Below are 13,285 nucleotides of genomic sequence, written 5' to 3'. Positions count from 1 at the left end.
GCTCGTGACTGCGCCCGTCTCCGCCCCCCTCACGCCGTACGCCACCCTCCTCGGCTTCACCCGGTACGTGGACCGCACCGGGCCCACCAAGGCCAGCTTCGTCGGGGGCCTGCGCAAGCAGCGCGCCAGCCGGCACGGGTTCAACCCGCACGGTCAGTTCGTCAAGGCGCTCAAGGCCGACGTCGCCTTCCACACCGGGGGCACCCACCTGGCCCAGGTCGCCGACCTGGTCAAGCCGCGCTGGCGCCCGCTCTACGAGGCGCTCGTGCCGGGCGCGACCCAATGGCTCCAGTCGCTCGGCGAGCCGACCGGGGTCGACCTGGCCCGGACCCGCGACGCCCTGGCCATGCTCGGCGACCTCCCCGTCAAGATCAACCCCCACTTCGGCATCCGGTACGCCGACGGCCGCGCCGAGGCCGTCCGGCTGCACTTCGACGAGACCCCGCCCAGCGAGGAGGCGGTGCTGGCGACCCTGCACCTGATGGCCCGCCACATGGACGCGGTCCTGCCGCACGCCGAGCCGGTCCTGGTGGACGTTCGCCGCGGCGAGACCCACCGCATGCCCGACGCGATCAAGCCCGACCACGTCGAACAGTGGCTGGCCGGCGAAGCCGCCGCCTTCCGCGCCATCTGGTCCACCGCCGCCTGACCCACCCCCACCCCACCCGCACCCCGCGCGCCGCGCGCCGCGCGCACCCCGCCGCCGCTAATTCACGGAAAGAGTGGCTATTCCTCGTCGGATAGCCACTCTTTCCGTGTAAGTGCGGCGCTTAGCGGGGCGTTGTCCACAGGGGCTTTCGGCGGGGTGGGGTGGGGGTCGAGGGTGGGAGGGTGGCTCGTCATCCTCGTCGTCCGGCCGAACTTGCCGGGAAGGTGTTCTTTGCGCGGGACGCGATTCAGCGCGGCCTGCTCACCAGGAATGAATTGCGGAGCAGCGCGTGGCGGCAGTTGTTCCACAACGTGTACGCCGACGCACGCCTGGCCGTCTCCCACCGCACCCGTTGCCTGGCCGCCGCATCGTGGCTCTTCCCGCCCGGGTGTCTGGTGGCGGGCCGCTCCGCTGTCGCACTGCTCGGGGGCCCCGTGCCCGGGCCGGACGAACCCGTGGAGGTGCTGGTGGACCCTGCCTCCCGATTCGGTCCGCTGGCGGGACTGCTCATTCACGTCTGCCGGTGGTCCGAAGATGACGTGCAGCGAATCGAGCAGGTCCCGGTGACGAACGCCGTCCGCACATGCTGGGATCTCGCCTGCTGGCTCGACGTGGTGGAGGCAGTCGCACTGGTCGACGCGTTACTGCATGTCGGCGTCGTTCGGCTGGCCCAACTGAAGGCCTATCTGGTTCGACGCCGAGGGGCCCGAGGAGTCCGGAGGTTCGCCGAGGTGTTGAGCCTTGTCGACGGGGGCGCCGGGTCGCTTCCCGAGTCCCGGCTTCGAGTGCGCCTCGTTCGGGCGGGGCTTCCCCGACCGGTGACCCAGTACGTCATCGAACGCGGTAACCGCTTCATCGCGCGGGTCGATCTCGCCTGGCCCGAACTCAAGGTGGCCGTCGAATACGACGGCCTCTGGCACCGCGATCCGGACCAGTTTCATCGCGACCGGCAGCGCCTGAACAAGATGCTCGGCGACGACTGGATCGTCCTTCACGTCACGAGCAAACGCATGAAGGAGGACTTCCCTGCCGTCCTCGCCGAGATCCGCACCGCCTTGGCCGCCCGCCGAGCCTCCTGTACGGCCTGAACTTTCACGGAATGAGTGGCTATTACCAGCGGGATAGCCACTCATTCCGTGAATTCGCGCGGGGGGTGGGGCGTGGGGGGTCAGGAGGGGAGGTGGGTTTGTAGGTCGTCGAGGATCTTGTTGGCGGCGGTGACGCCGATGCCGGTCATCCAGGTCTCGTCGGAGACGACGTGGGCGTTGCCGGCCCGTACGGCGGACAGGTTCCGCCAGAGGGTGCCGGCGGTGAGCTTCGCCTGCTCGGCGGCGGCCTTCTCGCCGTACGCGGTGACGAAGATGACGTCGCCGTCGACCTCGTTGACCCGCTCGGGGCTGACCAGGTCGAAGCGCTTGTCCTCCTTGCCGTCGAGGCGCTGCCGCGCGGGGCGGCCCAGCCCGGTGTCGCCGACGACGATGCCGGAGAAGGAGTCCGGGCCGTACACCCGGATGTTGCCCGGGATGAAGCGGACGATGGAGATCTCCCGCGACGCGGCGTCGCCCAGCTTCGCGCCGAAGTCCTTGGCCCGCTTCTCGTACGTCGCCAGCAGGTCGCGGGCCTGCTGCTCGCGACCCAGGGCTCGGCCGTCGAGGAGGAAGTTCTCCTTCCAGGTGATGCCCACCTTCTCGGTGAAGACGGTCGGCGCGATGGCGGCCAGCTCGTCATAGAACTTCTCCTGGCGGAACCTGCTGCCGAGGATCAGATCGGGCTTGAGGGCGGTGATCGCCTCCAGGTCGGGTTCGGTCAGGACGCCCACCTCGGTGATGCCGGCCAGCTTCTCGGCGCCGAAGTAGGTGGGCCAGCTCTTCGCCTCACCGGCGGTGGCCGCGCCGACCGGCGTCACGCCCAGCGAGAGCGCCGTGTCGATCTTGTCGGTGTCGAGGACGACCACCCGCTTCGGCTCGGCCGGCACCTTGGTGGTGCCCATCGCGTGGGTGATCTCCCGGGTCTGCCCGGTGGCGGTACCGGCGACCGGATCGCTCTCTCCGCAGGCGGTGAGGCCCACGCCGAGGGTGACGGCCGCGGTCAGGGCGGCGGCGAGACGACGCATCAGTGTCCTTTCGAGGGGTACGGATCGGCGGGCGGAGAAGCCGCGCCGTCGGTGACGGAGCCGGCCGGCGCCGACCCCGAGGCGGGCGCAGTGACCGGTGAGGCGACCGGCGCGGTGGCGGGCGCAGTAGCCGACGGGGTGACCGGTGCGGCCTGGCCCGGGACGGCCGGCTCCCCCGCTGGATCGGCGGACGGAGTCGCCGGCACGAGCGAAGGGCCGGGGCGGCCGGGGACGATCAGCGGCGCGCCGGTGACCGGGCAGGGCACCACCACACAGTCGAGACCGAAGACGTCCCGGACCAGGTCGGCGGTGAGGATGTCCCGGGGCGGTCCGGCGGCGACCACCGTGCCGGCGCGCATGGCGATCAGGTGGTCGGCGTAGCGGGCGGCCTGGTTGAGGTCGTGCAGCACCGCGACGACGGTGCGACCCCGTTCGGCGCGCAGCCGGTGCAGCAGGTCCAGCACCTCGACCTGATGGGCCAGGTCGAGGAAGGTGGTCGGCTCGTCCAGCAGCAGCGCCTCGGTGTCCTGGGCGAGGGTCATCGCGATCCAGACCCGCTGCCGCTGGCCGCCCGAGAGGCTGTCCACCGGGCGGTCGGCGAGCGCGTCGACGTCGGCGAGCACCATCGCCTGTCGTACGGCCTCGGCGTCCTGCGCGGACCACTGCCGCCACCAGCGCTGGTAGGGCTGCCGGCCCCGGCCGACCAGGTCGGCGACGGTCACCCCCTCGGGCACCAGCGGGCTCTGCGGCAGCACGCCGAGCCGTCGGGCCACCTCCCGGGTGGGCAGGTCACGGATGGCCGAGCCGTCGAGGAGCACGCCGCCCCGGCGCGGGCTGAGCAGCCGTGCCAGGGTGCGCAGCAGGGTGGACTTGCCGCAGGCGTTCGCCCCGACGATGACGGTGAAGGCGTCGGCGGGCAGGTCCAGGTCGAGACCGTCGAGGACGGGCCGGTCGTCATAGCCGACGACCAGGTCACGGGTGGCGAGCAAGGGTCCTCCTCGGCAGGGTCAGCAGGCCGGCCGGAACGGGCGGCGGGGCAGGGCGGCCGGCCCGGTCGGGTACCGGGAGAGCAAGCAGCTCCGGACCCTGGCACACCGGCGGCCTCGGGCGACTCGACGGACAGGGCAGATCGACGACACCGGGCAGGTCAGCCCCGCGGCGCAGGGCCGCACGGAGACGCAGGGCCGCGGAGCGGGAGACGTCGGCCATCAGGACCGCCGCCGGGCGCGGAGCAGCAGGAACATCAGGTACGGGCCGCCGATCGCCGCGGTGAGCACCCCGGCCGGCAGTTGGGTGGGGGCGAACAGCCGCCGGCCGGCCAGGTCGGCCAGCACCAACAGCAACGCCCCGAGCAGGGCGGCGCAGAGCATCGGCGGGCGCTCCGCGCGGACCAGCCGGCGGGCCACCTGCGGGGCGACCAGGGCGACGAAGTCGACCGCGCCGACCTGGGCGGTGACGCTGGCGGCGGCGACCACCCCGGTGGCGGCCAGGCCGACGCGGCGGGCCGCCGGGCGTAGCCCGATCCCCGGGCGGTGTCGTCGTCCAGGGCGGTGCTGTTCAGCGCCCAGCCCGCCCAGGCGAGGACGGGCAGCAGCGCGGCGAGGGTGAGCGCGATCCAGGTGGCCTCGGACCAGCCCTTGCCGGCGAGGGTGCCGATCAGCCAGCTGCGCGCGCGCGCCCGTCGATCGGGTCGGCGGTGAGCATGACCACCTCGGTGAGCGCGCGCAGCGCGAACGCCACGGCCACCCCGGCGAGGACGAACCGCTGCGCGGCCAGGCCGTGCCGGGCACCGAGGGCGAGCACCAGGGCGGCAGCCGCCAGCGCGCCGACCAGCGCGGCCGGTGCCACCAGGACGGCGGCGGCCCCGCTGGTCAACGCGACCGTCGCGGCCAGCCCGGCGCCCTGGGTGATGCCGATGACGTCGGGGCTGGCGAGGGGATTGCGGGCGACGCTCTGGATCAGCGTGCCGGCCACCCCGAACGCCGCGCCGGCCACCGCCGCGAGCACCAGCCGCGGCAGCCGCAGGTCCAGCACCACCAGGTCGTACGGGGTGCCGGCGCCGGTGAGCGCGCGCAGCACGTCGGCCGGGGCGACGTACGGGGTGCCGAGGGAGAGGCTGAGCACCCCGGCGGCGGCCAGCAGCACGGTGAGCACGACGGCGACGCCGACGGAGCGGCGGCGGACGTGCACGCTCACCGGACCGGTCCGCAGCAGCCACCGCCCCGGCAGGTGACCGACGCCGGAACCGGTGGTGGAGACGAACGCGCTCACCGAGCCGCCTTCCGTTCGCGACTGCGGGGCTCGCAAACCCGGCTCACTCCTCGCGCTCACCGAGCCGCCTTCCGTTCGCGACTGCGGGGCTCGCAAACCCGGCTCACTCCTCGCGCTCACGCGGTCACCACGCGGGCGCGGCGGACGAGGAGGGCGAGCAGCGGGGCGCCGACCAGCGCGGTGACGATGCCGGCGGGCACCTCGCCGGGCGGGGCGATCAGCCGGCCGACGACGTCGGCGCCGAGCAGCAGGGTCGGTCCGAGCAGGGCGGCGACCAGCAGGGTCCACCGGTGGTCGGCGCCGACCAGGGCGCGGGCCAGGTGCGGCACGGCGAGCCCGACGAAGGCGATCGGGCCGGCGGCGGCGACGGCGGCGCCGGTGAGCAGCACGGCGGCGACGCCACCGGTGAGGCGTACCCGGCCGGTGCGGTGGCCCAGGCCGCGGGCGACGTCGTCGCCGAGGGCGAGCGCGTCGAGGCCCCGGGCGACCAGGGCGGCCAGCAGCACGCCGCCCGCGACGAAGGGCAGCACCTGCCCGGCGACGGCGAGGTCCCGGCCGGTGAGGCCGCCGACGACCCAGAACCGGTACTCCTCGAAGGTGCGGGCGTCGATGCTGAGCAGGGCGTACACGACGGAGGCGAGACTGGCGTCGAGGGCCGCGCCGACCAGCGCGAGGGTGACCGGGCCGGCGCCCTCGCGGGTGCGGTTGGCCACCGCGAAGACCAGCAGGCCGGCCAGCAGGGCGCCGCCGATGCCGAACCAGACGTATCCGCCGAGGGTGCCGACGCCGAACACCGCGATGGCCAGCACCACGCCGAAGGAGGCACCGGCGCTGATGCCGAGGATCCGCGGCTCGGCGAGGGGGTTGCGGGTGAGCGCCTGGAAGAGCACACCGGCGACGGCGAGCGCGAGGCCGACGGTGAGTCCGAGGGCGGTCCGCGGCAGCCGCAGCTCGCGGACGATGCTGCTGGCCTCCCCGCCGTCCGGTGCGGTCAGCGCCTGCCACACCTGCGCGAGGGCGAGCGGCCGGCTGCCGAGGGCGAGGCTGGCGAGCAGGGCCAGCACCAGCAGGAGCACCGCCGCCGCGACGACCACGGGCCGGCGGACGCCCGGTCGGCGGGCCGGGGCACCGGCCTGCACGGGCCGGGCGGCAACGGTGGTCACGACGATGTCACCCCTCAACTTAGGTTCGCCTTACCTTAGCGGAGCATGTTAGGTGAACCTAACTCGTGGGTGTCGATCCGGTTCGGCCCCCTCTGACGGACCGCCCGGCCATACGCTGGGCACATGCGATTCGACCAGCACACGGTCGTGCTCCTGGTCCGCCCGACCGACGCGCCAGACCTGCCCCGCGATGTCGCCGACCGGTTGCAGGACGCGCACCTCGCCCACCAGGCGGGGCTGGTGGAGCAGGGCGCGGTGCTCGCCGCCGGGCCGTTCCTCGGCGGCGACGACGAGCGGGTACGCGGCTTCGCCGTGCTCTCCGTGGACCCGGAGATGGCGCGGGAGCTCTACGCCAACGACCCGGCGGTCCGGGCCGGCCGGCTGGTCGCCCAGGTGATGAGCTGGATGGTCCCGGAGGGCAACGTGCGATTCGAGCGGGTGCCGGTGCCGACCTCGATGCTGGAGGTGGCCGCCGGGGACTGAGCCCCGCCGACCTGCGGCTCAGTCCTCGGCGGCGGCCCGGCTCCCCGGCACCACCGGCATCGGCCACACCCCGGTCCGGGGCGCCGCCGGCACCTCGACCGGGTGGTCCGTCCGGACGTACGTCTCGGGCAGCAGCTCGGTGATCGGCACCGGACGCAGCGCGTCCGGCGGGCCGACGATGACCCGCAGCGACGGGAAGTAGTCGAGCAGCACCTGCCGGCAGCGACCGCACGGCGGGACGACTCCCCGGCCCCGGTCCCCCACCGCGACGATGGTCTCCAGCTCGCCCGCCCCCTGGGTGGCGGCGGCCCCGACGACCACGAGTTCCGCGCACGGCCCACCGGTGAAGTGGTTGACGTTCACGCCGGTGAAGAGCCGGCCGTCGGTGGTCCGCGCGGCGGCGGCGACGGTGTGCTGGGCGCTGCGGCAGCGGAGCTTGGCGACGGCGGTGGCGGCCTGCACCAGCGCCCGGTCGGTGTCCCGCATGATCATCCCGCCCCCGTGCTCGACGTCGCTCGGCGGCCACTCTAGCCCGATCACCGGCCCCGACCTCGGACGGCGCGCGCGGTGGAGCCCGGAACGCGCCCCGGCCGACCGCCGGGCCGGTAACCCGGGGGCGGTCCGCCGCGAGCCTGCCTATCCTTGGCGACGACATGCAGAATCCAGCCGTACCCGCCGCGCCCGACTCCGTCCGCGAGCTGCACCGCCGCCTGCCCACCCTGATGTTCCGCGACCAGCGTCGGCTCCAGCGCCGGCTGGACGGGGTCCGCAAGCTGCGCGACCCGCAGCGGCGCGAGGCCGCGCTCGCCGAGATCGGCGCCGACGTCGCCCGGGCCGAGGCGCGGCTGGCGGGCCGCCGGGCCGCCGTCCCGACGATCACCTATCCGGCCCAGCTGCCGGTCAGCGAGCGGCGGGACGACATCGCGGCGGCGATCCGCGACCACCAGGTGGTGATCGTGGCCGGCGAGACCGGCTCCGGCAAGACCACCCAGCTGCCCAAGATCTGCCTGGAGCTGGGGCGCGGGATCACCGGGCTGATCGGGCACACCCAGCCCCGGCGGCTCGCCGCGCGGACGGTGGCGGACCGGATCGCCGAGGAGCTCGGCACCGAGCTGGGCGACGTGGTCGGCTACAAGGTCCGCTTCACCGACCAGGTGGGCGACAACAGCCTGGTCAAGCTGATGACCGACGGCATCCTCCTGGCCGAGCTGCAGACCGACCGGATGCTGCGCCAGTACGACACGCTGATCATCGACGAGGCGCACGAGCGCAGCCTCAACATCGACTTCATCCTCGGTTACCTCAAGCAGCTGCTGCCCCGGCGTCCCGACCTCAAGGTGATCATCACCTCGGCGACCATCGAGACCGACCGGTTCGCGAAGCACTTCGCCGACGCCGACGGCGAGCCCGCGCCGATCGTCGAGGTCTCCGGGCGGACCTATCCGGTCGAGGTGCGCTACCGGCCGCTGGTGGAGGTCACCGAGGCCGACGGGGAGGACGCCGAGGACGAGGAGAACGTCCGCGACCAGATCCAGGCGATCGGCGACGCGGTCGAGGAGCTGGCCGCCGAGGGACCCGGCGACATCCTGGTCTTCCTCAGCGGCGAGCGGGAGATCCGGGACACCGCCGACGCGCTCGGCAAGCTGGTGGAGTCCAAGCGCTCGCTGCTGGGCACCGAGATCCTGCCGCTGTACGCGCGGCTTTCGGCCGCCGAGCAGCACCGGGTCTTCGCCCCGCACGGCGGACGGCGGGTGGTGCTGGCCACCAACGTCGCGGAGACCTCACTGACCGTCCCCGGCATCAAGTACGTGGTGGACCCGGGTACGGCCCGGATCTCCCGCTACTCCAGCCGGCTCAAGGTGCAGCGGCTGCCCATCGAGCCGGTCTCCCAGGCGTCGGCGAACCAGCGCAAGGGGCGCTGCGGTCGTACCTCGGACGGCATCTGCATCCGCCTCTACGACGAGCAGGACTTCGCGGCCCGGCCCGAGTTCACCGACCCGGAGATCCTGCGGACCAACCTGGCCTCGGTCATCCTCCAGATGACCTCGATCGGGCTGGGTGACGTCGCCGCCTTCCCGTTCCTCGACCCGCCGGACCGGCGCAACGTCACCGACGGCGTGAACCTGCTGCACGAGCTGGGCGCGCTCGACCCGGCCGAGACCGACCCGGCGAAGCGGCTCACCGCGCTGGGCCGGCGGCTGGCGCAGCTCCCGGTGGACCCCCGGCTGGCCCGAATGGTGCTGGAGGGCGAGCGCAACGGCTGCGCCACCGAGGTGGTGGTGATCGCCGCCGCGCTCTCCATCCAGGACCCCCGGGAACGGCCGGCCGACAAGCAGGCCCAGGCCGACCAGGCGCACGCCCGGTTCGCCGACAAGGAGTCGGACTTCGTCTCCTTCCTGAACCTGTGGCGTTACCTGCGGGAGCAACAGCGGGAGTTGTCCTCCAGCGCGTTCCGCCGGATGTGCAAGGCGGAATACCTCAACTACCTGCGGGTGCGCGAGTGGCAGGACATCGTCAGTCAGTTGCGCCAGGTGTTGCGTACCCCGGACAAGGGTGACGGTCGGCGCGGGCCGGCCGCCGACCTGCCGGAGGAGATCGACACCCCGAAGGTGCACCAGTCGCTGCTGCCCGGCCTGCTGTCGCACGTCGGGCTCAAGGACGCGCAGAAGCACGAATACCTCGGCGCCCGGGGGGCGAAGTTCGGCCTCTTCCCCGGATCGGCGCTGTTCAAGAAGCCGCCGCGCTGGGTGATGGCCGCCGAACTGGTGGAGACCTCCCGGCTGTGGGGCCGGGTCAACGGCCGGGTCGAGCCGGAGTGGGTGGAACCGCTCGCCCAGCACCTGGTCAAGCGCAGCTACAGCGAGCCGCACTGGGAGAAGAAGCAGGCCGCCGTGATGGCCTACGAGAAGGTCACCCTGTACGGCATCCCGCTGGTCACCTCCCGCAAGGTCAATTTCGGCCGGATCGATCCGGCGCTGAGCCGGGAGCTGTTCATCCGGCACGCCCTGGTGGAGGGCGACTGGTCCACCCACCACCGGTTCTGGGCCGACAACCGCCGGCTGCTCACCGAGATCGAGGAGCTGGAGAGCCGGGCCCGCCGGCGGGACATCCTAGTCGACGACGAGACGATCTTCGGCTTCTACGACGCGCGGATCCCCGCCGACGTGGTCTCCGGCCGGCACTTCGACTCGTGGTGGAAGAAGACCCGCCGCGACCAGCCGGACCTGCTCACCTTCACCCGCGACCTGCTGGTCAACTCCGGTCGCGGCGGGGTGGACGAGGCCGACTACCCGGACGAGTGGCGGGCCGACGGGGTGGCGCTGCCGCTGACCTACCGGTTCGAGCCGGGCACCCCCACCGACGGCGTCACCGTGGACATCCCGCTGCCGCTGCTCACCCAGGTGCCGGCCGAGAGCTTCGACTGGCAGGTGCCCGGCCTGCGCGAGGAGTTGGTGGTGGCGCTGATCCGGTCGCTGCCCAAGGCGATCCGGCGCAACTTCGTCCCGGTGCCCGACTACGCCCGCGCGGCCCTCGCCGCGATGCCGGCCGGCGAGGAGCCGCTGCTCGACGCGCTCACCCGGCAGCTGCGCCGGATGACCGGGGTCACCGTCCCCCGGGACGCCTGGGACCTGCCGAAGCTCCCGCCGCACCTGCGGGTCACCTTCCGGGTGCTCGGCGACGACGACAAGCCGGTCGCCGAGGGCAAGGACCTGCCGGCCCTGCAACGCCAGCTCCGCCAGGAGGTACGCCAGGTCGTCGCCGCCGCCGCGCCGGACGTCGCCCGGACCGGCCTCAAGGAATGGAACATCGGCACCCTTCCCCGCACCATCGAGCAGGTGCGGGCCGGCTACGCGGTGACCGCGTACCCGGCGCTGGTGGACGAGGGCGCGACGGTCGGGGTGAAGGTGTTCGACTCCCCCGGCGAGCAGGAGGCCGCGCACTGGGCGGGCACCCGGCGGCTGCTGCGGCTCACCGTGCCGTCGCCGGCGAAGTTCCTCCAGGGGCGGCTGAGCAACGAGGCGAAGCTGGCGCTGTCGCGCAACCCGCACGGCGGGGTCCAGCAGCTCATCGAGGACGCGGCGGGCGCGGCGATCGACAAGCTGATCGGCGACGCGGGCGGCCCGGCCTGGGACGCCGAGGGCTTCGCCGCGCTGCGCGACAGGGTCCGCGCCGACCTGGTCGACACCGTGGTCGAGGTGATGGACCGGGTCCGCCGGGTGCTGGCCGCCGCGTACGCCGTCGAGCAGCGCCTCGGCGCCACCCGGAACCTGGCCGTGGTGGCCGCCCTGGCGGACATCCGCGCCCAGCTCGGCGGCCTGGTGCACGCCGGCTTCATCACCGAGGCCGGCTACGCCCGCCTGCCCGACCTGCTGCGCTACCTGACTGCGATCGAGCGGCGGCTGGACCGGCTGGCCGGCAACCCGCAGCGGGACAAACAGCAGCAGGACCGGATCGCGGTGGTGCAGAAGGAGTACCAGGACATGCTGGCCGCGCTGCCGCCGAGCCGACGGCAGTCGACGGCGGTACGGCAGATCCGCTGGATGATCGAGGAGCTGCGGGTGAACGTCTTCGCGCAGGCGCTCGGCACCCCGTACCCGGTGTCGGAGCAGCGGATCTACCGGGCGATGGACGACGCCGAGGGGCGCTGAGGTACCGGCTCCGGCCGGCGCGGGCCGCGCAGCACGCGGACCAGCAGGGCGGGGGTGAGCAGCCGGGTCGGCGGGTCGACCAGGTTGAGCACCCGCAGGAAGGCCGCGCCGAGGCGGGCGTCGGTGGTGGCCGCCGCGTGCAGCCGGGCGAGATAGGCGTTGACCAGCCGGACCCGCAGGGTGCGCCGGCCGGTGACCTCGGGGAAGCGCAGGTCGGTGCCGACCGAGATCTGCCAGGGCGCGTCGATCAGCCGGGCCGCGCCCCGGTAGAAGCGCCGGGCCAGCCCGTCGCCGCCCTCGGCGAGCAGCCGGCGCAGCAGCAGCGCCTCCAGGGCGGCCACCGTCATGCCCTGGCCGTAGATCGGGTTGAAGCTGCACAGCCCGTCGCCGAAGACCAGGTGGCCCTCGGGCAGCCGGCGCAGCCGCTCGTAGCGGCGCCGGACGCTGGCCGGGAAACGCATCCGGGCCGGCGGGTCCACCGGCCGTGCGGTGCGCAGCAGCGCGCCGATCTGCGGGGCGGGCAGCGTCGCCGCGAACGCGGCCATCCCCTCGTCGTCGGTGGGCGGCTGCTCCCCGAGCACCCCGCTGAGCACCACCGCGAACCGGCCGTCCTCCTGCGGGGCGACGATGCCGGCGCGCGGGCGTCCGGGCACCGCGTTGGCCAGCGCGCCCAGCATCCCCTCCAGCTGGCCCGGCTCCCGCCGGTAGGTGCGGGTGACGTAGGTGACGTCCACCTCGACCCGTTCCTCGGGGGCGGGCCGGAAGCCGGCGTCGGCGAGCCAGACCGGGCTCCGGCTGCCCCGGCCGCCGGCGTCCACCACCAGGTCGGCCGGGAGCGCCAGCTCGGTCCGGTCCGCGGTGACCACCCGGACGCCGGTGACCCGCCGTCGGTCGGTGGTGAGGAGCAGCCCGGTCACCTCGTGCCCGGCCAGCACCCGCACCCCGGGCAGGGCGCGGACCCGCTCGCGGACCACCTGCTCCAGCAGCGGGCGGCTCATGCCGTAGGCGATCAGGTCGGACGGGGCCCGCCGCATCCGGTGCCCGTCGTTGTACCAGTGCACCTCGCCGTGCAGGTCGACCGGGCAGACTCCGCGGGCGGTCAGCTCGGCGCCGAGACCGGGGAAGAGCTCGCCGAGCACCTGCCGGCCCCGGTCCAGCAGCACGTGCAGCTGGCGCCCCTGCGGGACACCGCGCCGGCTGGCCGGGCCGTCCGGCAGGACGTCCCGGTCCAGCAGGACGACCTCGGCGTACGCGTCGCTCAGGGCGCGGGCCGCGAGCAGCCCGCCCATGCTGGCGCCGATCACCACGGCGCGTCCGGCAGGTGCCATGGGGGGAGCGTAGGCAGCACCCCGGGTCGGACGCGCCTTCCAGCGTGCGCGAACGGGCGGGCGGGACCGGCCGGCGGTCAGGCGACCACCCGGGCCACGAAGGCGGCGAGATTCGCCACCGTCCGCTGGATCTTCTCGTCGAGGGTGAGCGACTCGGGCAGCCGCGCACCGGCCCCCGCGTCCTTCTTCCCCCGCAGATACAGGGAGCAGGCGAGATCGCCGCAGAGGTAGGTGCCCACCGAGTTGCCCTGCTGCCCGGCCTTGCCCGCCTTGCGCGCGACCATCAGGTCGACGCCGCCGGCCGGCGCGGTCAGGCAGAGGGAGCACATGCTGCGCCGCGACTGCCGGGGCCCGGGGCTGGGGCAGCGCAGCGCGAGGGCCGTCGGCCGGTCGTCCAGCGTGGTGACGAGGTACGCCCGGTCGGGCGCCTGCGGATCCCGCCAGCCGAGGTAGTCGAGGTCGGCCCAGGGGCGGTCGGCCAGGTCACGCGGAACGGTCAGGCGCTTCGCCTCGCCCTTGGTGCAGTTCACGAAGGCGGCACGGATCTCGGACTCGGTCAGCGGTGTCATGCATGGCACGGTAATTTTCCTAAAGGTGTTAGGCAAATGCATAATGAGCCTAGACACAAG

General features: G+C 73.8%; 10 protein-coding genes and 2 pseudogenes. 4 read left to right on the top strand and 8 right to left on the bottom strand.

The window, feature by feature from the left end:
* Window positions 1-4 precede the first annotated feature (4 nt).
* On the top strand, window positions 5-649 hold the full coding sequence (locus MRQ36_RS23060; protein WP_242798621.1) for a hypothetical protein: 645 nt from the start codon (window positions 5-7) through the stop codon (window positions 647-649).
* A 182-nt stretch (window positions 650-831) separates the two neighbouring features.
* Complete coding sequence (locus MRQ36_RS23055) at window positions 832-1,737, top strand: endonuclease domain-containing protein (RefSeq protein WP_242798619.1); 906 nt, start codon at window positions 832-834, stop codon at window positions 1,735-1,737.
* A gap of 80 nt (window positions 1,738-1,817) precedes the next feature.
* Here MRQ36_RS23055 and MRQ36_RS23050 read toward each other — a convergent pair whose 3' ends face one another.
* From MRQ36_RS23050 to MRQ36_RS23035, 5 genes and pseudogenes are all read right to left on the bottom strand, one after another.
* Window positions 1,818-2,762 carry an ABC transporter substrate-binding protein gene (locus MRQ36_RS23050; RefSeq protein WP_242798617.1) on the bottom strand — a complete coding sequence of 315 codons (945 nt, stop codon included), beginning with the start codon at window positions 2,760-2,762 and terminating at the stop codon, window positions 1,818-1,820.
* Between the two features lie 176 nt (window positions 2,763-2,938).
* Window positions 2,939-3,751 (bottom strand): annotated as a pseudogene (locus MRQ36_RS23045) (ABC transporter ATP-binding protein); the annotation flags it as partial.
* A gap of 219 nt (window positions 3,752-3,970) precedes the next feature.
* Window positions 3,971-4,419 (bottom strand): annotated as a pseudogene (locus tag MRQ36_RS33440) (iron chelate uptake ABC transporter family permease subunit).
* Entirely contained in the window at window positions 4,419-5,033 is a 615-nt protein-coding gene (locus MRQ36_RS33435; RefSeq protein WP_308194902.1) for an iron chelate uptake ABC transporter family permease subunit, read from the bottom strand. Before MRQ36_RS33435 ends, MRQ36_RS33440 begins: the two are co-directional and overlap by 1 nt.
* A gap of 116 nt (window positions 5,034-5,149) precedes the next feature.
* Complete coding sequence (locus MRQ36_RS23035; RefSeq protein WP_242798615.1) at window positions 5,150-6,196, bottom strand: iron ABC transporter permease; 1,047 nt, start codon at window positions 6,194-6,196, stop codon at window positions 5,150-5,152.
* Window positions 6,197-6,319: 123 nt separating this feature from the next.
* Between MRQ36_RS23035 and MRQ36_RS23030 the strand changes: the two genes are divergently transcribed.
* Window positions 6,320-6,679 (top strand): YciI family protein, encoded by a 360-nt coding sequence (locus tag MRQ36_RS23030; protein WP_242798613.1) that lies wholly within the window; start codon window positions 6,320-6,322, stop codon window positions 6,677-6,679.
* 18 nt (window positions 6,680-6,697) lie between these two features.
* Here the strand turns inward: MRQ36_RS23030 and MRQ36_RS23025 are convergent, their stop codons facing one another.
* Window positions 6,698-7,219: a cytidine deaminase gene (locus MRQ36_RS23025; RefSeq protein ID WP_242798611.1), complete on the bottom strand. Its 522-nt coding sequence runs from the start codon at window positions 7,217-7,219 to the stop codon at window positions 6,698-6,700.
* Window positions 7,220-7,332: 113 nt separating this feature from the next.
* On the opposite strand from MRQ36_RS23025, the gene hrpA reads away from it, so the two are divergent.
* Window positions 7,333-11,328 (top strand): ATP-dependent RNA helicase HrpA, encoded by a 3,996-nt coding sequence (gene hrpA / locus MRQ36_RS23020; RefSeq protein WP_242798609.1) that lies wholly within the window; start codon window positions 7,333-7,335, stop codon window positions 11,326-11,328.
* Here the strand turns inward: hrpA and MRQ36_RS23015 are convergent.
* Entirely contained in the window at window positions 11,295-12,656 is a 1,362-nt protein-coding gene (locus tag MRQ36_RS23015) for an NAD(P)/FAD-dependent oxidoreductase (RefSeq protein WP_242798607.1), read from the bottom strand. The genes hrpA and MRQ36_RS23015 overlap by 34 nt on opposite strands.
* 77 nt (window positions 12,657-12,733) lie before the next feature.
* Entirely contained in the window at window positions 12,734-13,225 is a 492-nt protein-coding gene (locus tag MRQ36_RS23010; protein WP_242798605.1) for an FBP domain-containing protein, read from the bottom strand.
* Window positions 13,226-13,285: the final 60 nt, after the last annotated feature.

The sequence above is a fragment of the Micromonospora sp. R77 genome, from assembly GCF_022747945.1.
Classification (GTDB): Bacteria; Actinomycetota; Actinomycetes; order Mycobacteriales; family Micromonosporaceae; genus Micromonospora.
The sequence above is the reverse complement of the archived record's forward strand: the minus strand, read 5'-3'. Positions and strand labels throughout refer to the sequence as shown.

What these genes read in the sequence shown, in the direction of transcription:
- MRQ36_RS23050 (WP_242798617.1), bottom strand. Translation starts at nt 2,762, where the DNA reads ATGCGTCGTCTCGCCGCCGCCCTGACCGCGGCCGTCACCCTCGGCGTG.
- MRQ36_RS23030 (WP_242798613.1), top strand. Translation starts at nt 6,320, where the DNA reads ATGCGATTCGACCAGCACACGGTCGTGCTCCTGGTCCGCCCGACCGAC.
- hrpA (WP_242798609.1), top strand. Translation starts at nt 7,333, where the DNA reads ATGCAGAATCCAGCCGTACCCGCCGCGCCCGACTCCGTCCGCGAGCTG.
- MRQ36_RS23015 (WP_242798607.1), bottom strand. Translation starts at nt 12,656, where the DNA reads ATGGCACCTGCCGGACGCGCCGTGGTGATCGGCGCCAGCATGGGCGGG.
- MRQ36_RS23010 (WP_242798605.1), bottom strand. Translation starts at nt 13,225, where the DNA reads ATGACACCGCTGACCGAGTCCGAGATCCGTGCCGCCTTCGTGAACTGC.